This window comes from Pedobacter hiemivivus, assembly GCF_005144565.1.
In the GTDB taxonomy this organism is placed as follows: domain Bacteria; phylum Bacteroidota; class Bacteroidia; order Sphingobacteriales; family Sphingobacteriaceae; genus Pedobacter; species Pedobacter hiemivivus.
Map to the genome: position 1 here is coordinate 597,431 of NZ_SWDX01000001.1, position 20,386 is coordinate 617,816.

The 20,386-nt window shown below is 39.0% G+C and carries 19 protein-coding genes; 8 read left to right on the plus strand and 11 right to left on the minus strand.

Going from position 1 to position 20,386, the window contains the following annotated elements:
* Positions 1–203: 203 nt before the first annotated feature.
* The 10 genes from FBD94_RS02250 to FBD94_RS02295 form a co-directional block, all read right to left on the minus strand.
* On the minus strand, positions 204–1,103 hold the full coding sequence (locus tag FBD94_RS02250; RefSeq protein ID WP_136878907.1) for a WD40 repeat domain-containing protein: 900 nt from the start codon (positions 1,101–1,103) through the stop codon (positions 204–206).
* Positions 1,104–1,108: 5 nt separating this feature from the next.
* The gene (gene hisIE, locus FBD94_RS02255) at positions 1,109–1,699 is read right to left on the minus strand and encodes a bifunctional phosphoribosyl-AMP cyclohydrolase/phosphoribosyl-ATP diphosphatase HisIE (RefSeq protein ID WP_131607737.1); all 591 of its coding nucleotides are present in this window, start codon (positions 1,697–1,699) and stop codon (positions 1,109–1,111) included.
* Entirely contained in the window at positions 1,696–2,451 is a 756-nt protein-coding gene (hisF, locus tag FBD94_RS02260) for an imidazole glycerol phosphate synthase subunit HisF (protein ID WP_090781515.1), read from the minus strand. Before hisF ends, hisIE begins: the two co-directional genes overlap by 4 nt.
* A 4-nt stretch (positions 2,452–2,455) precedes the next feature.
* A complete protein-coding gene (gene hisA, locus FBD94_RS02265) occupies positions 2,456–3,205 on the minus strand; it encodes a 1-(5-phosphoribosyl)-5-[(5-phosphoribosylamino)methylideneamino]imidazole-4-carboxamide isomerase (RefSeq protein WP_131607738.1) in 750 nt (249 codons plus the stop codon).
* Position 3,206: 1 nt separating this feature from the next.
* On the minus strand, positions 3,207–3,800 hold the full coding sequence (gene hisH, locus FBD94_RS02270) for an imidazole glycerol phosphate synthase subunit HisH (protein ID WP_131607739.1): 594 nt from the start codon (positions 3,798–3,800) through the stop codon (positions 3,207–3,209).
* On the minus strand, positions 3,800–4,933 hold the full coding sequence (gene hisB / locus FBD94_RS02275; protein ID WP_136878908.1) for a bifunctional histidinol-phosphatase/imidazoleglycerol-phosphate dehydratase HisB: 1,134 nt from the start codon (positions 4,931–4,933) through the stop codon (positions 3,800–3,802). The genes hisH and hisB overlap by 1 nt, the downstream gene beginning before the upstream one ends.
* A gap of 17 nt (positions 4,934–4,950) precedes the next feature.
* On the minus strand, positions 4,951–5,994 hold the full coding sequence (gene hisC, locus FBD94_RS02280; protein ID WP_136878909.1) for a histidinol-phosphate transaminase: 1,044 nt from the start codon (positions 5,992–5,994) through the stop codon (positions 4,951–4,953).
* 1 nt (position 5,995) lies between these two features.
* Entirely contained in the window at positions 5,996–7,285 is a 1,290-nt protein-coding gene (gene hisD, locus FBD94_RS02285) for a histidinol dehydrogenase (protein WP_136878910.1), read from the minus strand.
* A gap of 59 nt (positions 7,286–7,344) precedes the next feature.
* Complete coding sequence (gene hisG, locus FBD94_RS02290; RefSeq protein WP_131607743.1) at positions 7,345–8,196, minus strand: ATP phosphoribosyltransferase; 852 nt, start codon at positions 8,194–8,196, stop codon at positions 7,345–7,347.
* Positions 8,197–8,451: 255 nt separating this feature from the next.
* A complete protein-coding gene (locus tag FBD94_RS02295; RefSeq protein WP_136878911.1) occupies positions 8,452–8,844 on the minus strand; it encodes a helix-turn-helix domain-containing protein in 393 nt (130 codons plus the stop codon).
* Between the two features lie 481 nt (positions 8,845–9,325).
* Between FBD94_RS02295 and FBD94_RS02300 the strand changes: the two genes are divergently transcribed.
* From FBD94_RS02300 to FBD94_RS02325, 6 genes are all read left to right on the plus strand, one after another.
* Complete coding sequence (locus FBD94_RS02300) at positions 9,326–10,264, plus strand: peptidoglycan DD-metalloendopeptidase family protein (protein WP_136878912.1); 939 nt, start codon at positions 9,326–9,328, stop codon at positions 10,262–10,264.
* A 64-nt stretch (positions 10,265–10,328) separates the two neighbouring features.
* Entirely contained in the window at positions 10,329–11,906 is a 1,578-nt protein-coding gene (locus tag FBD94_RS02305) for a L,D-transpeptidase family protein (RefSeq protein ID WP_136878913.1), read from the plus strand.
* A 21-nt stretch (positions 11,907–11,927) separates the two neighbouring features.
* Positions 11,928–13,976 (plus strand): BatA domain-containing protein, encoded by a 2,049-nt coding sequence (locus tag FBD94_RS02310; protein WP_136878914.1) that lies wholly within the window; start codon positions 11,928–11,930, stop codon positions 13,974–13,976.
* The gene (locus FBD94_RS02315) at positions 13,973–15,244 is read left to right on the plus strand and encodes a dihydroorotase (protein ID WP_136878915.1); all 1,272 of its coding nucleotides are present in this window, start codon (positions 13,973–13,975) and stop codon (positions 15,242–15,244) included. The genes FBD94_RS02310 and FBD94_RS02315 overlap by 4 nt, the downstream gene beginning before the upstream one ends.
* The gene (locus tag FBD94_RS02320; protein WP_136878916.1) at positions 15,237–15,905 is read left to right on the plus strand and encodes a hypothetical protein; all 669 of its coding nucleotides are present in this window, start codon (positions 15,237–15,239) and stop codon (positions 15,903–15,905) included. Before FBD94_RS02315 ends, FBD94_RS02320 begins: the two co-directional genes overlap by 8 nt.
* A 19-nt stretch (positions 15,906–15,924) precedes the next feature.
* Entirely contained in the window at positions 15,925–16,506 is a 582-nt protein-coding gene (locus FBD94_RS02325) for a DUF4199 domain-containing protein (RefSeq protein WP_136878917.1), read from the plus strand.
* 71 nt (positions 16,507–16,577) lie between these two features.
* Here the strand turns inward: FBD94_RS02325 and FBD94_RS02330 are convergent, their stop codons facing one another.
* Positions 16,578–18,266 (minus strand): sensor histidine kinase, encoded by a 1,689-nt coding sequence (locus tag FBD94_RS02330; protein ID WP_136878918.1) that lies wholly within the window; start codon positions 18,264–18,266, stop codon positions 16,578–16,580.
* Positions 18,267–18,523: 257 nt separating this feature from the next.
* Here FBD94_RS02330 and FBD94_RS02335 point away from each other — a divergent pair, with 257 nt between their 5' ends.
* Positions 18,524–19,084: a sigma-70 family RNA polymerase sigma factor gene (locus FBD94_RS02335; protein WP_136878919.1), complete on the plus strand. Its 561-nt coding sequence runs from the start codon at positions 18,524–18,526 to the stop codon at positions 19,082–19,084.
* Between the two features lie 84 nt (positions 19,085–19,168).
* Positions 19,169–20,347 (plus strand): FecR family protein, encoded by a 1,179-nt coding sequence (locus tag FBD94_RS02340; RefSeq protein WP_136878920.1) that lies wholly within the window; start codon positions 19,169–19,171, stop codon positions 20,345–20,347.
* Positions 20,348–20,386 lie beyond the last annotated feature (39 nt).

Genomic DNA, 20,386 nt, shown 5'->3' on the forward strand with positions numbered 1-20,386 from the left:
ACGATGCGGAACCCCCGCATGAGATGATTTTTAAAAAATATTATAGATGGTTTTTTCTACAGTAGAAATGATAAATTATAAGAGCGCGTAATTTTTATTTAAGAATGAAATTAGCGTAACGAAACCATTAATGCAAATTATTGCAGGTTTTATTCTGTAATGACGCATAAAGCTGCAATTAAGGAAGGTTTTTTAATCGTTGGTTATGGGGTGAAATCCCAAACCATCACCTGGCGATCATCTCCTGTTGAGATTAAGTACTGACCATCAGTACTCCAGATCATTTTATTAATAGAGTGAAAGTGGCCTGGAGTGTTTTTCTCTAAGCTGAGTATTTTATAGAGTTTAAAAGTCTCGCTGTCCCATAGTTTAATGCTCTTGTCCTGACTACAGGTAGCAAAATAGGGTAGAGTAGGGTGGAAAACGATGGAGTAAACGCTAAACATATGTGCCGGAACACTATTGTTGAGTGTATAGTCAGGCAGGCTCCATATCTTCAGCTGAGCATCTCTGCTGCCCGAAATCAAGTAAGTGCCATTTGGTGCGTACTGTAAAGCGGTTACTGCAAATTTGTGCCCTTCAAGCTCTTTAATAAGCGTGTAATCATCAGAGTTATATATTCTGATGATGCCATCCTTACAACCCAAGGCTACTTCTTTTGCATCATTGCTCAAGGCAATTGTCCGCACGGTATTTTGTAGTACCGGAAAATTGTACAGCAACGTAAAGTCTTTTAAAGACCATACCGCCACGGTGCCATCTTCTCCGGTACTTATAATTTCGTTTTTATGGGCAATGGTTTTTACATCAAACACACCTTTTTGGTGATGGCTTAATGTGGCTATTACTTTTTGCTCCAACAGGTCGAATACCAGGATTAGCCCACTTCTTTGTGCAACAAACAGTAAGTCTTGATAGGTATGTAAAGCGTATACTGAGCTTTGTACCGGCAAGATTACTTTTACAAAGGACATGGTATTCAACGACCATTCCACTACTCCCTTATCATTACCCGCACTAAAGAAAGTATCTTTCTGATTAGAGTTGGCCAAAGCATAAATTGGGTTCTGGTGTCCGCTAAGGGTGTGGAGGTGTGTAATCATTGGTACTATTTCTTGTGTCTGCCTTCTAGATTTAAACCAATATCTGCAAGGGTTTTTCCTTTTTCCCTTAACAATACCAATAGGTGGAAAATCAGGTCAGAGCTTTCATTTACAAAATCAACATCAGTTTCATTTAGTGCAGCAATAACAGTTTCTACACCTTCTTCGCCAACTTTTTGTGCTATTTTGTTTAGCCCTTTTTTGCGTAGTGTATTGACATAAGATTCATCAGAAGGGTTTTCGTACCTGTCTTTAATGATCTGCTCGAGCTCAAAAATGAAGTTCTGGTTATAGTTAGTTTTAAAGCAGCTGCGGGAGCCAGTATGACAAGTAGGTCCAACAGGTGTAGCTTTAATCAATATCGTATCATTATCGCAATCAATATGTGTTTCCTTTACAAAAAGGAAGTTACCACTTTCTTCACCTTTAGTCCACAGTCGGTTTTTAGTGCGAGAAAAGAAGGTCACCTTACCCTCGGCCTGGGTTTTATCCCAAGCTTCCTGGTTCATATAACCTAGCATTAAAACCTCCAGTGTTTGCTCGTCCTGTATAATTACAGGTACCAAACCCTGTGTTTTTTCGAAATCTATTTTCATAACCTTACCGGTATGTTGTGTTTTTTTAATTCTTCTTTTAAAAATGGGATAGGAATTTCACCGAAGTGAAAAACTGAGGCCGCCAGTGCAGCATCTACGCCGGTTTGTAAAAATACCTCTGTAAAATGCTCAACTTTTCCGGCACCGCCAGAGGCGATAACAGGAATGTTGATAGCGCGGGCTACTTTATCCAGCAGGAGACAATCAAAGCCATTCTTTGTCCCATCGTGATCCATTGAAGTTAATAATATCTCTCCAGCGCCCAGACTTTCAGCTTTAAGGATCCAGTCTTCCGTTTCCAGTTCGGTAATTAAGCGGCCACCATTTAGATGAACCATGTTACGACCATCAACCAACTTAGTGTCGACTGCAAGCACCACAAACTGCACTCCAAAGGCTTTTGCTAAGTCCTCAATTAATTGAGGATTTCTAACTGCAGCCGAGTTGATGCTGATTTTATCAGCACCAGAGTTTAAAAGCGCTTCGGCATCGGCAACCGAGGTAATCCCCCCTCCAATGGTAAAAGGGATGTTCAATTGTCTGGCCACAGACTTCACCATTTCAATGGTTGTACCTCTACGTTCGTGGGTCGCTGTAATGTCCAAAAAGACCAGCTCGTCAGCACCTTGTTGTGCATACTGCCAAGCCAGTTCTACCGGGTCGCCAGCGTCTTTTAGGTCGACAAAGTTCACTCCTTTAACCGTTCGCCCGTCTTTTACATCCAGGCACGGAATAATACGTTTACTCAGCATCGGGTTATAAAGAAGTCATTTGCTTTAAATTCCATTGTTTAATTTCATCAATGGAAATTCTATTTTCATAGATGGCTTTACCAACTACTACAGAGCGAATGTCAAGGGTTGCCAATTCTTCAATGTCAGCCATAGAGCTTACACCACCAGATGCGATTAGTTTAATGAATGGAGAATGATCCAACAGTTTTCTGTATAAATCCATTGCTGCGCCACCTAATTTGCCATCTTTATTGATGTCGGTACACAAAAAGCGGAAAAAGCCTAATTGCAGACATTTATCAACGTAGTCCATTAGTTTTATAGGTGAGCTTTCCATCCATCCCGAGTATTTGATCACCTCATCAAGTACGTCAATCGCAATAACAATACGGTTTGCATAATCGTATTTCTTGCCAACTTCAGTACTTAGTTCTTGTAAAAAGTCAGGATTGGTAATGGCCTGAGTACCTACAATTACACGGTGAATGCCAGCGTCCAATAAATCGGTTACTTGCTTAATGGTACGGATACCGCCACCATATTGCACGCGCATATCAGTTTTTTGAATCACCTCAAATAAGGCAGCCTGGTTACTAAAGTCACCTTTAGCGCCATTTAAGTCAATGATATGTATAAATTCTGTACCATTAGACCGGTAGGTCTCTATCATTTCAGCGATGGAAACATCATAAACTGTTTTCTGATTATAGTCGCCTTCTGTTAGTCGGACAACCTTTCCATCTAAAATATCAATTGCAGGAATAATGTACATTTTATTGTTTTAAGTTTGAAAAATTCATTAATAAACGCTCTCCGGCGATACCAGATTTCTCTGGGTGGAACTGAACACCGTAGAAATTATTTTTTTGTATTGCTGCCGAAAATGGCATCCCATAGTCAGCAGTCGCGATGTCAAAAGTAGCGTTATATTCAATAAAGTACGAATGCACGAAATAAAATTGTGTGTCACTTTCAACACCTTCAAATAACAAATTGTTTTGATGGCTGATATTATTCCAGCCCATATGTGGGATTTTAATCCCTTGATGCTTATCGAATAACCTTGTTTGTATAGGTACGATGCCCATTAAGTCGGCATTTCCCTCTTCCGAATGTTCGGTTAAGAGTTGCATGCCAACACAGATACCTAGTACTGGTTTTTTTAGTGCTTTAATGGGGGCAACTAATCCGGTTTGTTCCAGCTTTTTCATGGCGGCGCCGGCATGTCCTACACCGGGAATGATGATGTGTGTGTACAAATCTAAGTCAGCTTCTGTGTTTACCATTCCAAAGGGAATACTCAATCTTTCCAACGCTGATGTCAGCGAAAAGATATTTCCAGCCCCATAATTTACAATTCCAATCATTATAATATCCCTTTAGTGCTTGGTAAGACTAACTTATCCGGGTCGCGTTTAATCGCCACCTTTATTGCTTTTGCAAAAGCTTTAAATATAGCTTCAATTTTATGATGTTCGTTATCACCTTCGGCTTTAATGTTCAGGTTACATTTGGCTGCATCGCTAAACGATTTAAAAAAGTGATAGAACATTTCTGTCGGCATATCACCTACTTTTTCGCGTTTAAATTCAGCATCCCAAACGATCCAGGCACGACCGCCAAAATCGATCGCTGCCTGTGCCAGACAATCGTCCATCGGTAGGCAGAAACCATAACGCTCCAAACCTAGTTTGTTGCCGATCGCCTTGGCAAAAGCCTCGCCTAAAGCGATTCCGGTATCTTCAATAGTATGATGTTCATCAATATGCAAATCACCCACTGTTTTGATTTTTAAATCAATACTGCCGTGACGGGCAATCTGATCCAGCATATGGTCAAAGAAATTTAATCCCGTATGGATATCAGCTTTGCCTGTTCCATCCAGATCAATATTGATGCTGATCTTGGTTTCATTAGTATTGCGCTCGTGTGCTACCACGCGACTTCCGGCTCGTAAAAAAGTATAAATGTCTACCCAGTCCTGTGTTTGCAATGTAATCACATCACCTAGGGTATCCGCTTTGTCTAAAACTTCATTGGCACCCAATAAATCATTGTTGCGGATCCATATGGCTTTAGCGCCTAAGTTCTTAGCCAGAATCACGTCATTGATGCGGTCGCCAATTACAAAAGAGTTTTTAAGGTCGTAACCTTCGGCTAAAAAATGTTGTAGTAAACCTGTGTTTGGTTTACGGGTAGGGGCATTTTCATGGGCAAAAGTCTTGTCAATAATTACCTCACTAAATTCAACACCTTCACTGGCAAGAGTTTTTAAAATGAAGTTATGGACAGGCCAGAAGTTTTCTTCAGGATGTGAATTTGTTCCTAAGCCATCCTGATTGGTCACCATCACCAAATCATAATCCAATTCCTTTGCAATTTTCGCAAGGTATTGAATGGCTTTAGGGTAAAACTCCAGTTTGGCAAAGGAATCTATCTGCTCATCCTCAGGTTCAGTAATCAGGGTTCCGTCTCTATCTATAAATAATACTTTCTTCATGATTTAGGTTGGTTGATTTAGTTGATGTTTTTAAGCGCTTCTAAGAGCGTTTTATTTTCTTCCTGTGTTCCGATCGTGATGCGTAGACATCCTTCGCACAGCGTCACTTTAGAGCGGTCTCTGATGATGATGCCTTCAGTTACTAGGGCATTGTAGGTATTTAACGCGTTCTCCACTTCGATTAGTATAAAATTAGCATCCGAAGGATACACCTTTTTAACCATAGCAAGTGTGGCTAGATCTTTACTCAGGCTTTCTCTTTCGGCAACAGTAATTTTGATCCATTCGTTTACCTGCTCAATGTTCTCCAAAGCTTTTAATGCTAGGTCTTGTGTAGCCTGGTTGATGTTGTAAGGTGGTTTTACTTTGTTCAATACATCAATTACCGGGCGGGCCGCAAAGGCCATTCCTAAGCGAAGTGCAGCTAGTCCCCATGCTTTCGAAAAAGTTTGTAACACAACCAGATTAGGATATTCTGTTAGTTCCTTAATAAAAGTCCGTTGTTTGGCGTAATTGATGTAGGCCTCGTCAATCACCACGAGACCTTTAAAATTGGCCAATACGGTTTCAATATCAGTGCGTACAATTGAATTTCCAGTAGGGTTATTTGGCGAGCAGATGAAGATCAGTTTAGTGTTTTCATCAACGGCTTCAGCAATGCCATCCAGATCTAATTGAAAATTTGGAAGCAGGTTTACCTTACGTATTTCTACGTTGTTGATACTTGCCGAAACTTCGTACATGCCATAGGTAGGCGGCAGGATAACCACATTGTCTTGTTTGGGTTCACAAAAGGCTCTGAACAAAAGATCGATCGCTTCATCGCTTCCATTTCCCAGGAAAGTGTTTTCAATCGGTACGCCCTTTATTTTACTGATGGCATCTTTCAAATCCAGCTGTAGTGGATCTGGGTAACGGTTGTAATTTTCCGAAAGCGGTGAACCGTAACTGTTCTCGTTAGCATCCAGAAATATGCTGGCTTGCCCTTTATATTCGTCCCTCGCGGTAGAGTAGGGGCGAAGGTTTTTTATATTTTCTCTTTGTAATTTATTGATATCCATTTTAAAGCGATTTTAAACGAATGCTTACGGCATTCTTGTGTGCAATTAGTCCTTCTGCTTCAGCAAGAACTTCCACAGTGTTTCCTATGTTCCTTAATCCCCTTGGCGTAATGTGCTGGAAGGTGATTTTCTTCACAAAGGAATCTAATGATACGCCTGAATAAGCTTTTGCGAAGCCACTCGTAGGCAAGGTATGATTCGTTCCAGAGGCATAATCACCAGCGCTTTCAGGGGTTAAGTTTCCGAGGAAAACGGAGCCTGCATTGCTGATGAGTGGAATAAGTTGTTCAAACTTATCTGTAGAAAGGATTAAGTGTTCAGGGGCGTAGATATTGCTAAATGCCAGACCTTCTTCAAGGTTGTCAACCAGCACTGCATACGAATTTTCGATGGCCTGAGCAGCTATATCTTGCCTTGGTAGTTCCTTTAATTGCAATTCAATCTGTGCTAATGTATTAGTTATGATTTTACTTGACGTAGCTACTAGAATGGTCTGACTATCAACCCCATGCTCAGCTTGGGCAAGTAGGTCGGAAGCGATGTATGACGAATTGGCAGTCTCATCCGCGAGTACTAAAACCTCCGAGGGGCCCGCTGGCATATCGATAGCTGTGCCAGCCGCAGATTGTACCAATTGCTTAGCTTGAGTTACATAGCGGTTGCCCGGTCCAAAGATCTTGTAAACCTTCGGTACGCTTTCCGTTCCGTAGGCCATAGCTGCAACTGCTTGCGCTCCGCCTACAAGGTATATCTTTTCGATGCCCAGCAATACGGCTACATAAGCCAGATAACAATTGGTCTTACCATCTTTTTGAGGCGGAGAACAAACTACTATTTCTTTACAGCCAGCAAGGATTGCAGGTATCCCAAGCATTAAAAAAGTGCTTGGTAAAACTGCTGTCCCTCCAGGGATATAAAGTCCCACACGTTCTATTGCTCTGGTTTCGCGCCAGCAGGTAACACCCGGCATGGTCTCTATTTTATCCTCCCTATACGACTGCGAAGCGTGAAAGGCTTTGATGTTTCTGTAAGCCGTGTCTATTGCTGCTTTAGCCTCAGTTGGTATGGTAGCGGCAATGCTGTTGATCTCTTCTTTTTCTATAAAAAGCTGCTGAAGCTGCACCTTGTCGAAAGCCAGTGCATAATCAAACAAGGCTTGATCTCCTTCTGTTTTAACCCGGTCAACAATGCTTTCAACCCTTTCAAGAATGGTAACATCATCTTCCAGCTGTCGCAAACAGATGGATTCAACTTCTTGTTTAGTTAAATCTTTATAACTATAGATTTTCAATGTTTTATGTTTTTGGTTTAACTATTAGTTAATGCTTGTTTTAGCCCTTAGGCTATCATTTAAGCAATGATTTTCTCAATAGGCATCACTACAATTCCTTGGGCACCGGCAGCTTTCAGGCTATTGATCTTTTCCCAGAAATCGTGTTCGGCAATTACCGAATGCACAGCAACCCATTCATCATCAAACAAGGGAACAACGGTCGGACTTTTTACACCTGGTAATAAATCCACGACTTTTTTAAGGTTAGTTTTTGCTACGTTAAGCACCACATATTTGGTCTCTTTTGCACGCAGTACCGACCGGATTCTTTGTAGCAATTCTTGAACTTCAGGTAGTAAATCTGATCCTGCTTTTCCAATCAGAATCGCTTCAGATTTCATCACTTCCGAGAAAGGTTTTAGTCCGTTGCTTTTTAAAGTTCCGCCTGTAGAAACGATGTCGCAAATGGCATCACTCAATCCAAGTCCTGGACCAATTTCAACTGATCCGGAAATCGTCCGAACTTCTGCATTTACATGATTTTCTTTTAGGTATTTTTCAAGGATAACCGGGTAAGATGTTGCGATGGCTTTACCACTTAATTGCGCAATCTCGGTAATCTGACTTTCGTTAGGAATGGCAATTTTTAAAGTACATTTACCAAAACCTAGTTTTTGTAGGTAGGTAACTTCGGCACCAGCTTCAACAATTACGTTTTCGCCAACAATGCCCAAGTCTGCAATTCCATCTTGTACATATTCAGGAATGTCATCATCTCTTAGGAAAAGGATTTCTAAAGGGAAGTTGGTAACAGTTGATATTAGTGAACTTTTGTAGTTCTCGAAAGATAAACCACAATTTTTAAGGATCTCTACTGATTTTTCGTTTAATCTACCCGATTTCTGGATAGCTATTTTAAGTGTTTTCACTGTATGCTTTTAGAATTATTGATTGAACAAGAAAATATTTTCGGAAACAAGTTTTGAAGTACAAAACATTACATATACATCGCCAATTGGCGATGGTGCAAATGTAAATGATGGTTCAAAAGGTGTTTCATATAATATCTTAAGTTCCTTATCAACAATGACTAGCATTATGAGGAGCTGCAAATATATGGATTGAAATGGCAATACCAAATTAATTATACAATTTTAGTAGGTAAAAAGTGAAATAGGGGCGGGCTATAATAAAAACTGTATCGCGGTTAGCTCTTTGCCTAATCTCTGCACGCCCTTTAATATCCGTTTGGTTTGATTTTCTGATGGCTTTTTAATTCCATTAATATATTGAGACAATAGGCGTTGGCTCATTCCGATGCGTTCACTTAATGCTTTAGCGTTAATTACCTTATAAAATTCAAAGAAACTTGCCAGATCAGGCTTTAGTATAATATCATCCATTTCAAAGGAGAAGTCCTCCTCAGTAAATGTTAAATTAAGTGCATCGAGAATATTAGCCTTTAATTCTTCTATATCTTCTGCTTGTGTTCCGATGAAGGAGTTGTTTAAGTTGATACTAGCACTAAATCCAGTTTCCTCTTTAATAACTGTCATTGTTACTTTTGGCTTCTTCATCTTTTATCTGTTTTAATATCTGATTGTTTAAGTATGCCGCTAAGCAATCCTTTTTTTATTTCGGTGTTTCTCTTGCTTTCTTTCATTGGTGTTTTGCTTGCTTGCAGCGAACTTCCCCAGATTAAATTATAAAAACACTATTTCTAAAGGTCTCTATCGATTTTTAGTTTTACGGAGTTTATTCCTGAATGGCCTAAGAATTCATGCTGAGTTTACTTAATAGCAACTTATTTCCCGCTTAATTAACGGACATTAACCGGACACTACTCGACTCCAGCCAAGTAGTGTCCGAGTAATGTCCGAGTAATGTCCGGGTAACGTCCGGGTATATAGCGCTCGCAGATCGGTTGCTTAGAGTTAACTGTAAGGAAAATTTTAGGACGCTAATCTGTCCGCTTTCTGAATAGTTATCTTTATTCAATATATTTTTTACGTAACTTGTTGGAATTTTTGTACTTTGCATTGAATTTATCCCTTTCAAATGATCAGTAAAATAAAATTAGCAGCTCTAGTTTTTTCTTTCTCTCTAGGTGTATTAAAAGTAAGTGCACAGGATAGTCCCATTAAGATTTCATCTAAAGTAAATACGGATAGAAGTGTCGATATATCCTTTGAAAAACAAGATCCTGGTACCTATACCGTTCTTGTTAATTTTGGGGATCTAACCAATGCTGATGGCTCAAACGAGCAGGATGTTACCATCAAGGGGTATTCCGGAAATTTACTTACCCTGAAACCTCGAAACGCAGAGCAAGGTATTGGATATTCTTATACTTCGACTTACATCAGAGGCAAGTTCGAGCCAAAATATGATGCGAATTTTATTTACGTCTTGCCTTATAAATCGGGGACTAAGATTAGGATTGCTGAGGCGGAGTTTGTAGGTGCTAAATATTTTGGAAATACGACGCCTGCAGATTGGAAGGTTTATAATTTTTACAGTAAGGTTCAGGATACCGTGACAGCGGTAAGAAAAGGGGTTGTCGTAGATATCAAGGATCTGCATGAAAGTGAAAATTCTGGTAATTTGGTTTACAGTAGTAAAAGTAACAGTATGATTATAGAGCATGCTGATGGTACACTTGCTACCTACAAAGGATTTAAAAAAGGTAGTTTTGTGGTCGAAGTTGGTCAGACTGTTTTTCCAGGCACCGTGCTTGGGCTGAATGCTAAAACTAATCCAAAGAGTGATTTCCATATTTCACTTATGCTGAGCTATCTGAAATCAAAAGAAATTGATCGGACAAGAACCCTTCAAAACTCCAAAAGTCTATATGGCTTCATCACGCCACGCTTTTCTACCCAGGAAGATCCAAATGTTATTCTGGAAGCTAGAAAGACATATATTGCTGCTCTGCCAGTTGAAGTACTAAAAAAGGAACTGACTAAAAAGGAACTGAAAAAGCAGGGTATTAAGTAGCTTAATTTGATTAATGGCATTGTAATTGCAAATAAACATTATTTTTGCAGTCAATATCACCATTTTGAAGAAAACCCTATTTTTACTAATCCCAATTTGTTTATTACTAAATGCCTGTAACTGGTTTAAGGATACACCGGAAGTCGGTTTGGTTCTGGCTAAGCATTTTGACAATAAGCTCTATAAAAAATTTGATACTGCTGAATATAACGTCGTTTTTAAAAGACATTTTGATTCTTTGCAGGGCAATTTTTCTAATCCGAATACGCTTAAAACGTATTACATCCGTAATAATAGTGAGCCACGCTTGGTTACTAAGTATTTTGTGAGTGGCGCATTAGACTCCCTTCAAAATTATATCAGCAGAAGCGAAGAACACGGTTTTAATCCAGAAGTATTTGGATATAAGAAATTAAAAGCACTACTAGAAATGTTGGCCGATAATAAGTTTAACTCCATTGCAGAGGTTTACCCTGTCGTTGCAGATTTAGAATTGAACGCGGCAGAGAGTCTGATTAAGTACAATAATTTTGTTTACTATGGCAGTGTAAACCCACGTAAATTACTTTCGCGCTATTATGTGCCAGTAAAAAGACCTGATAGTGCAAGTATGACGGCTGTGCTGGGTACTGATGACCTGCAAAAATTACTTATTTCCATTCAGCCGAGTTCGGAGAAGTATCGCGAATTGCAGCAAGCAATGTTAAAGCTGGAGAAAAAAGGGAATAAAGATAATCAGACTTTAAAAACCATACAAGTGAATATGGAAAGATTGAGGTGGAAATTGCCCGATCTTGGGGAAGAGTATGTTGAAGTGAATATTCCTGATTTTTCTTTGACCTGGTTTAGCAAGGAAGATACGTTAAGCCACATGAAAGTATGTGTGGGCGAAGCACGTGAAAAGGACTACGCTGAAAAAATAAAGTTATATACTAAATCTGGCAATCTGGATGATAAGCCAAAAAATCATGAAACGCCAATATTGTACAGTAAGCTAAACTCTATTCAGGTAAACCCAATATGGAATATTCCGGTAAGTATTGCCCGGAATGAAATTTACTGGCAAGCGGTTAAAGACCCGTATTATCTTTCTAATAACAACATTAAGGTTTATTACAAAGGAAAGCAGGTTAATGATCCGGATACTATACAATGGAGCAGGTACCCAAGAGAAAAGTTGCCATATCAGTTTAAACAAGGATCAGGTGAGGGGAATGCCTTAGGTAAATTCAAATTTATATTCGACAATGGGTCGAGCATTTACCTACATGACACCAATAATAAAAGTGGATTTTCTCGGGGCAATAGAGCTATTAGTCATGGTTGTGTGCGGGTAGAAAAACCTTTAGAGTTTGCCGAAATGATGGTTAAAGATAAATATCAGTACGATCAGCTGCGGATGGAAGTAAACTTGCCGCCAATTGATACCACAAAAATGGAGGTGTTCCATAAAAAAATGGCAAAGAAAGCTGATACATTAAATATATTCAAGTTAAAACCTAAATGGTTTGGAACCAAAAAGCCGATACCATTGATCATCAATTACATTACTGCATGGCCACAGAAAGGAGTCATACAATTTAGGGAAGATGTTTACAGATTAGACGAAACTTTATATGCAGCTATGAAGAAATTCATGTAAAAGTATTAACTTTGTTTTTTAATGAATTTCCTATACCCAGGTTTTCTTTTAGCACTACTGGCAATAGCCATCCCTATTGTAATTCATTTATTCAATTTCCGGAAATTTAAAAAGATCTATTTCAGTAACGTACAGTTTCTTACGGCTGTTCAGGAGCAAAATTCATCTAAAGAAAAGCTGAAGAATTTACTGGTTCTATTATGTAGAGTATTGGCCATTATTTTCCTGGTATTGGCTTTCGCCAGACCTTTTATTCCTTCATCAAATCAAAATAATAAAAATGCGGCGGGTAATCTGATCAGCATTTATATTGATAATTCTTACAGTATGGAAAGCCTGAATAAGGAAGGAAATCTACTGGAAGAAGCCAAGCGGAAAGCGAAAGAAATTGCAAGGGCGTACGCGATGACAGATCAATTTAAATTGGTAACCAATGATTTTGAGGGGAAGCACCAGCGGGCAGTCAATAAAGAGGAATTTATGAGTTTGCTGGATGGCATAAAAATTTCGGCAACCAGCAGATCTTTACCACAGGTGATCAATCGTTTGGAGACTGATCAAGCTGCAAATAAAAACGAGCAGGCTTATTTGCTTTCCGATTTTCAGAAAAACTTTGTGGGTACACAGGCCCTTAAAACGAATAAGGATATCAGCTATTCATTTATAAAGTTAAATGCAAATAGTCTGCCCAACATATCAGCAGATAGCATTTGGAGCATCTCGCCAGTTCATTTGCCCAACCAAACAGAACAATTTGTGGTGCAACTTCAAAATTATGGTGATGAGGATGCCGTAGATGTACCTTTAAAGTTAAGTATCAATAAGCAGCAAAAGGCGATTGGTAATGTGAATATCCCAGCCGGGAAATCTTTAAAAGACACACTATCTTTTAGCGGCCTTAAGGGCGGATGGCAAAAAGGCACATTAAGTATCAAGGATTTTCCGTTGACCTTTGATGATGAATTGAATTTTACTTTCAAGGTAGCGGAGGATTTGAAGGTGTTGAGCATTAGTGGTAACCCCGCAGATAAATATATCCGTTCGCTTTTTTCGGCCGATGCTTATTTTAAGCTTACAGAAATGCCAGAGTCTAATATCAGATATTCGGCTTTCCCTGAGTATAGCCTGATTGTATTGGATGGATTGAAAGAGCCTTCATCAGGATTGGCCCAGCAGCTAAAGCTGTATGTAGAAAATGGTGGTTCAGTTATTGTATTTCCTGATTTGGACGCCAATGCTGCAATATATACTCCATTTTTAACTGGCTTGTCACTACCCGCTGTACAGCAGTTAAATGTTGGTCCGGCAATAGCCAGTACCATCGATCTTAAGAATTCTGTATTTAAAGATGTATTTGAGCAGGTTCCAGAAAATATTGATTTACCGGTTTTGAACAGGTATTTTAGTTACGCAGAGCAAAATACCAGCAACAAGGAGAACATCCTTAAACTGCCTCTTAATAAATTTCTTTTTGCAAGGTATAATCTGGGGGCTGGCAAAGTGTACTTGTCGGCAAGTTCTCTAGATGCGAAGGATGGTAACATGGCCAGACACCCCGTTTTTGTTCCACTAATGTTTAAAATAGCCTTTGCCAGTAGTAGGGAGCAGCCATTTTACTACGTAACTGGAAAAAGCAATGTGCTGGAAAGCGCAAAGATCAATTTAACTGGCAACCAATCTTTAAAACTGGTTTCGTCTGGCTTTGAGGTGATCCCTGAGGTTAGACAAACACCGGGGAAAACGCTTTTATATGTGGCCGACCAGGTGAAGAAATCGGGCTTTTATGAGTTGAAGAAGGCAGATTCTGTATTATCTGTTGTGGCATTTAATGATGATAGGACAGAGTCCGATATGCATTATGCTGACGAAAATGAAATTAAAGCCTTGTTTAACAAGCAAAATATAATGTTTTATAATTCTAAGAAAGACGCATTATCTATGAATATAGAGATGAAAAATAACAGCAGCGAGTTATGGAAACTTTGCCTAATTTTGGCTGTTGTTTTCTTAGCCATTGAAATCCTATTGATCAGATTTTTTAATCCTACAAAAAATATACAAACAACATGAATCTTCTCATCACAGGCGTAACCATTGCCGATCCCAACAGTCAATTTAACCAGCAGAAATGTGATGTACGTGTAGAGCATGGCAAAATTACTGCTATAGAAAGCAAATTGGGTACCTTGAAAGCGACGAAAGGTGAAACCATTTTTGATGGTTCGGGCTCGGTACTTTCACCGGGTTTCTTTGATTTGAACTGTGCTATCGGTGACCCCGGAATTGAAACCAAAGAAGACATCTATACCGCAACAGCAGCTGCGGCTGCTGGAGGTTTTACTGGATTGGCTGTTTTGCCACATACCAAACCGGTGGTTCAATCTAAGGGTGAAATTGCTTATATCATTAATAAGGCGAAAGGTAATTTAGTAGATGTATTGCCTGTGGGGGCGGTGAGTCAGGATTTGGAAGGCAAAGAACTTGCCGAGATGTACGACATGAAATTGGCCGGTGCAGTTGCATTTTCTGATGGTACAAAAGCAATCAGCGATGATGGCTTTATGAGTCGTGCGCTACAATATGCAAAAGGGCTAAATGGTTTGCTGATGGTATATCCTGAAAACAAATCCATAGCTGGTAAATCACAAATCAACGAAAGTAAGAACAGTGTGCTGTTGGGTATGAAAGGTCTGCCTGCTTTGGCAGAAGAAATGCACATCAGCAGAGATATATTTTTAGCAACTTATCACGATGCGACAGTACACATCAGCAATATTTCTACTGCGGGTTCTGTTGCACTAATTAAAAAGGCTAAAAAAGACGGCGTTAAAATCACTTGCGATGTGGCAGCACATCAGCTGGTGTTTACAGAAGAGCTGTTAAACGATTTTGATAGCAATTATAAGGTGAAACCTCCTTTGCGTGGTAAAACTGATATTAAAGCTTTAATAAGTGGTTTAAAAGACGGAACAATTGATGCGGTAAGTTCACAACATCGTCCACATGAAATTGAGTTTAAAGATGTAGAGTTTGAAATCGCCGCCTATGGCATTATTGCTTTGCAGACTGTATTGCCGTTATTGCTTAAAGCAGGACTGGATGCAGGGCAGATTGCAGAGAAACTTTCAGTAAACCCGCGCATATTGCTAGGTTTAACTGTTCCGGTGATTGAAAAAGATGCAGAAGCTAATTTTACCCTTTATAATGCCACTGAGGAGTGGTTGTATAAGTCAGAGAACAACTTTTCTAAGTCGGCAAATTCGCCACTACTAAATAAAAAATTAACCGGTAAAGTAAAGCTGGTATACAATAACAAACAATTACAATCTTATGGATAATTATGTAAAAGCAGCGCTGATCGCATCACTGGAAAAGTTTTCGGCAGCCTCAGGAAAAGATTCGGTTAAACTTAAAGAGGATTTAATTGAAGTGTTTAGCAAGGATCTTGGGTTTTTGGAGAAGGTAGGGGAGTTTGATGCAGCTTTTGATGAGCATCCTGCTTTTGATGAATTGAGAGAAGTTTTCTTTGATTTGTTGATGATTAATTTCTTTGCCAATGATGTGAAGAAACTGGAAGAAGATTATTTGGATTCGGAAGAATGGGCAGATATTGAAGAAGATACAATTGATAGGGGTACAGAATTGTTAAACCTATTGTTGTACATTAATGAGTGTCACGACGAAAAGATCAAGCCTGAACTGGATGATTTCCTTAAAGAGTTTTTACTGGTAGAAGAGGACGAGTTTCAGGACGAGTTTCATATTTATGAAGACCTGATTACCAATCAACAATTGGTAGAGAGCAGTGTAGAAGATATTTGCAGTCATGCCGGTATGATTGAGTTGGGCGAGGAAATGGAAGAACTTTTTGTTCCATTTATGGTTTTCTTCCATCAGCCAAAAGCCAACGAAGAGGTAATTAAAGAATTGGAGACGTATAGTGCCAATAAGGAATTTGATATCGCAGTTTATTCACTGATTGCTGCATTTAACGACTAATTATTTTAGAAATGAAATTATGGTAGAGAATACGAAGACTTTAGAAAATTTAAAGCCTGAGGCAGTAAAGAATGGAATAGGACTAGGCTTGATCGCTTTAGTATTAGGTATACTTTCCGCTTATCTTTTGGTGGGAGCTAAATCTATGATGGCAATTTTCCTTATTCCAATAGGAGTAGGCTTAATAATTCCTCTTATTGTAGCGGTGCTTTTTTGCTTAGACCTTAGAAAAAAAATCGGGGGATTTTGGACTTTAAGGCAGGCGACATCAGGTATTTTCATTATGTTTTTAGTTACATATGCCATATCCAATGTAGGGAATGTGATTTTCAATAAATTTATTGAAAAGGATATGACTGAAAGGATTCAGAATACTGTAGTTGGAGCAACATCTTCATTGATGAAGAACCAAGGTGTTGATGAAGAACAGGTTGATAAAAAAGTAGCAGAAATGAATGCCGATTTCGAACGAAAAAATCAAGGAACCATTATGCAAACCATACAAGGACATGTTATCGGAATGATTATAGTATTTGTAATTGCATTGCTTTTTGGTGCAGTTCTTAAGAAAGAACTACCCTTGTATATTAATGATAACTAAGTAGGAAAGCTTTAGTAATAAGAGTCTATTAGCCCTCTTTCTTTAAACAGAAAGAGGGCTTTTTATTGCTTTTAAGCTTTTGGATAAGGAATAAAGAAGCTGAAAGTGGTGCCTACACCAAGTTCACTTTTAACACTGATTTTTCCTTTCTGCATTTCTACCAGCTGTTTACATATGTATAAGCCTAAGCCGGTACCTACTTGTCCTTTTGCAGAGTTGGTTTGATAATACTGAGAGAAAAGATTGGCTTGCTGGTCGGGGCTAATACCCATTCCTGTATCTATGATATCTACTTGTAGTCGAGTATCCTCGGTTAACAATTCCGCATTGATGGTCACCTTTCCTTCGTTTGTATACTTTATCGCATTGCTTAAAAGGTTAACCATGATTTGTTTTAACCTAAAAGCATCGCCCAGCACCTGGGCTTCCATATCACCTTTAAAATTATAACTGAGTTCCAGTTTCTTTTTGGTAGCGCTATAGCTCATGCTTTCGACTACCTGATTAATAGTTGAATAAGGGTTGAAAGGATCGCTTTCTATTTTTAACTCACTGGTTTCCATTTTAGCGGCATCCAGGGTGTCGTTTAAAGTACGCAGCAACATTTCTGAAGAGCCCTTTATAGATTCAAGCATATCTGTCTGACGTTGTGTAAGTGTAGTTTTTGCGAAGATATAAAGGAAGCCCTTTATGGTTGTTAATGGATTTCTGATCTCATGCGTCATGTGTGTGAGCAGGTCCATTTTTTGTCGAGCAATATTTACAGATCTTTCGTTTTCCTTTAGCAGCTGTCGTTCCGATTTATTCAGTTGAAAGATAAAAATGATCAGTAACGCAGCAAACAGCAGTACGAGGGATAAGGCAGCGAGGTAAAATTTATTGAGTAATGATGTCGTTTCCTGATAGTTTTTAAAAGCCATATCTTTCAACTCATCCGCCATTTTGTAGTTAATGTCTTTTAAATCATTTACAATACGTTCCAGTTCATTGGTGATATTCGTATTGAGGGAGATGAGTTCCCTTTGCATACTTAGCATTTTAACATTATGTTGCTGCAGCTCCTGAAGCTTTTTTGCATTGTTAGTCCTGTCGCGGGCAATAATTTTTTGTGTGGCTAGCTCCGCGGTGTTTGTGTTGTGATTAATTTCTACCACACCACCAGCGGCACCTTGTTTATTAGAAATCGCATCTTTTAACCTTCCAAAAAGTCCTTTTTTCTCTACAGATCCAGCTTTTCTTATTGTATCTGTTTTGCTGTTGAATTTCTTTTTGTGCGTTTTTAAGTTCGTGCTGATTTCAGTTAAGTTAGTCTGACCATTAAACTGAGCATAAACTGTTAGCAGGGAGTCGAAATTGTGTTTAAGTCCAAAAAGTCTGTTCGAAAGTTCCAGTTTTTTATTGTACCATACCTTTACCTGGTTGCCTTGTGCAGCCGTTAGTTGAGTCGTATCTGTTTGGGTATTTAATAAGGTGTCTATTTTGTTGAAAGCCAGCGTTAGCTTAACTTTATAGTCATTGCTTTTGGGCCCGTTAATGTCCAATAGCGATTCTTGAAAGTCATCTTCTGCCTGATGGAGTAATAAAAGAGCCTGCTCTGGTTTAAGTCGATGCTCAATATTACTGGCCAATTTAGAGATATCCTCTAGTTTTTTAGTAATAGCATTACGCACAAAAAGGGCTGCTATAGCAAGAATAATGACAAATACAAGAAATGTTAACAACGTTTTTCGGGCGAGCGTCCTGGTGTAAGTTACTTTCATTCAGGTGCAAAAATAAGGATAAAAATAAGTATTCTCTTCGGAGCCTGGCATCTTTTGCTGAAAAAGCAAAAGCGCCTGAGGTCTCCTCTGAGAAACTGATTTTTATTTTAGCAGGGAGTATAAGCAGGAGTATATTTTAGCAGCGAGTATAAGTAGGGAGCACAGGTAGGGAGCAGAGAACGGAGCGGAGTGCTGAGTTAAAAAAATAAATCTTGATGATTACTAGGCTAATTGACTAATTTTAGGCCGGAAGATTTATGATTGCCTATACAGAGCTAAAAGATAGTGAATTGGCTGCCATGTTAAGAGATGGAGATGATGGCGTGTATAAGGAGATTTATAACAGGTATTGGGACAAACTATATTACATTGCACATAGGATACTAAAATCTCAAGAGGCTACGGAAGAGGTAGTTCAGGATGTTTTTGTGCTGCTTTGGAAAAAGCGTTTGACACTTGTTATTCAGTCTTTGCCGGTTTATCTGGCTGCAATGGTTAGGTATGAGGTTTATCGTTATGTGGCCAGAGATAAGAAAGATAGGCTGAATGAAGAGGCTTATCAGACAACGTTGACGGATTATGCGTCTTTTGATACTGATTTGGAAAATAAGCTGTTACTTGAGATTGTCGAAACGCTTTCTAATCAGCTTCCCGAGAAATGCCGCCTGGTATTTCAATATGTAAAACTGCAGGATAGAGCACTGTCGGATGTTGCCGAAGAGTTAAATATTTCACAGAAAACAGCTGAAGCGCATTTAACGAAGGCACTAAAAGTCATCAGGAGCAATGTAGGCAATTCTATGCATTTGCTTTTTTAAAGCATTTTAAAAATATTTTCATTTTGGACTAAGGGTAAATTGTCTGGTGTATACTCTATACATTCAAACGCCCAATTTTAGGTTATGAACAATGAGGAAGTAAAAGGTTTAGCAAAAAAGTTTTTAGTAGGAAAAGCAACTGCTGAAGACAAGAGCAAGTTGCATAGTTGGTCTGCATTAAATGCTGATGATGAACCTGAAGTTGTATTTACGTCAAAGCCCGAAAATGCTGAGGATGTGAAGTCGAGGTTGTTTGACCGGATACAGTCTAAAATTAATACTGGAGATCAACCAATATATGAGCGTTTTATAGGCACTAGGTTATGGTATCGCACGGTAGCTGCTGCTGCAATTCTTTTGATTATTGGGACTCCAGCGTATTTATATAATGCAGGTAGTCTTTTTAAGGATGATCTTGCTGATGCTAAGCACATCGCTATAGGTAAAAATACTGCAATCTTAACTTTGGCCAATGGTAAACAGATTAATTTGTCGGATGCTGTAAATGGTAAGTTGGCAGATGAATCGGGGATTAGTATTAACAAAACTTCGGACGGGCAATTGGTTTACGAAGTGAAAGGTGCAGCAGGGCGGGGGGATGAAAATCGTTTAAATAAGATCAGCACACCAAAAGGTGGACAATATCAAGTGGTATTGCCAGACGGAAGTAAGGTATGGTTAAATGCTGCTTCAAGTATCAAATTTCCGTCTGATTTTGTTGGCCTTAATCAACGTAAGGTTCAGTTAATTGGCGAAGCATATTTTGAAGTAGCAAAAGATAAGTCACATCCATTTATAGTCCAAACAGATAAACAAGAAGTTGAAGTACTGGGTACACACTTTAATGTTAATGCTTATAGTGACGAAGAGTTAACTAAAACGACCCTATTGGAAGGTAGTGTACGTGTTAGTCTTGACGGTAATAGCAATGCGGTTCATGTAACTGATGCTTTTGTCATCTTAAAACCTGGTCAGCAAGCTGTTTTAGCCGCTGGACCTATAAAGATTAATCAGGCAGATACAGAAGAGGCTGTGGCTTGGAAGAATGGGTATTTTAAATTTAATAGTGAATCCCTTTCCTCTATTATGCGCAAGTTGTCGCGATGGTATGATGTGGAAGTGGTGTATAAAGGAGAAATCAGTAAAGACCGTTTTGGGGGCACCATTAGTCGGTATAAAAACGTAGCTGATGTACTCGAAATGCTGGAATCAACAAAATTGGTGAAATTTAAAGTTGAAGGGAGGCGGATTATAGTGATATAAAATTTACCTGAATCGGCGAGCGCCAAAAAAGAAGAACAA

Coding starts and splice junctions, on each gene's coding strand:
- FBD94_RS02330 (WP_136878918.1), bottom strand. CDS start 18,266: ATGAAAGTAACTTACACCAGGACGCTCGCCCGAAAAACGTTGTTAACA.
- hisH (WP_131607739.1), bottom strand. CDS start 3,800: ATGATTGGAATTGTAAATTATGGGGCTGGAAATATCTTTTCGCTGACA.
- hisF (WP_090781515.1), bottom strand. CDS start 2,451: ATGCTGAGTAAACGTATTATTCCGTGCCTGGATGTAAAAGACGGGCGA.
- hisIE (WP_131607737.1), bottom strand. CDS start 1,699: ATGAAAATAGATTTCGAAAAAACACAGGGTTTGGTACCTGTAATTATA.
- FBD94_RS02295 (WP_136878911.1), bottom strand. CDS start 8,844: ATGAAGAAGCCAAAAGTAACAATGACAGTTATTAAAGAGGAAACTGGA.
- hisA (WP_131607738.1), bottom strand. CDS start 3,205: ATGTACATTATTCCTGCAATTGATATTTTAGATGGAAAGGTTGTCCGA.
- hisB (WP_136878908.1), bottom strand. CDS start 4,933: ATGAAGAAAGTATTATTTATAGATAGAGACGGAACCCTGATTACTGAA.
- FBD94_RS02300 (WP_136878912.1), top strand. CDS start 9,326: ATGATCAGTAAAATAAAATTAGCAGCTCTAGTTTTTTCTTTCTCTCTA.
- FBD94_RS02250 (WP_136878907.1), bottom strand. CDS start 1,103: ATGATTACACACCTCCACACCCTTAGCGGACACCAGAACCCAATTTAT.
- FBD94_RS02340 (WP_136878920.1), top strand. CDS start 19,169: ATGAACAATGAGGAAGTAAAAGGTTTAGCAAAAAAGTTTTTAGTAGGA.
- hisC (WP_136878909.1), bottom strand. CDS start 5,994: ATGGATATCAATAAATTACAAAGAGAAAATATAAAAAACCTTCGCCCC.
- FBD94_RS02325 (WP_136878917.1), top strand. CDS start 15,925: ATGGTAGAGAATACGAAGACTTTAGAAAATTTAAAGCCTGAGGCAGTA.
- FBD94_RS02320 (WP_136878916.1), top strand. CDS start 15,237: ATGGATAATTATGTAAAAGCAGCGCTGATCGCATCACTGGAAAAGTTT.
- FBD94_RS02315 (WP_136878915.1), top strand. CDS start 13,973: ATGAATCTTCTCATCACAGGCGTAACCATTGCCGATCCCAACAGTCAA.
- FBD94_RS02310 (WP_136878914.1), top strand. CDS start 11,928: ATGAATTTCCTATACCCAGGTTTTCTTTTAGCACTACTGGCAATAGCC.
- FBD94_RS02335 (WP_136878919.1), top strand. CDS start 18,524: ATGATTGCCTATACAGAGCTAAAAGATAGTGAATTGGCTGCCATGTTA.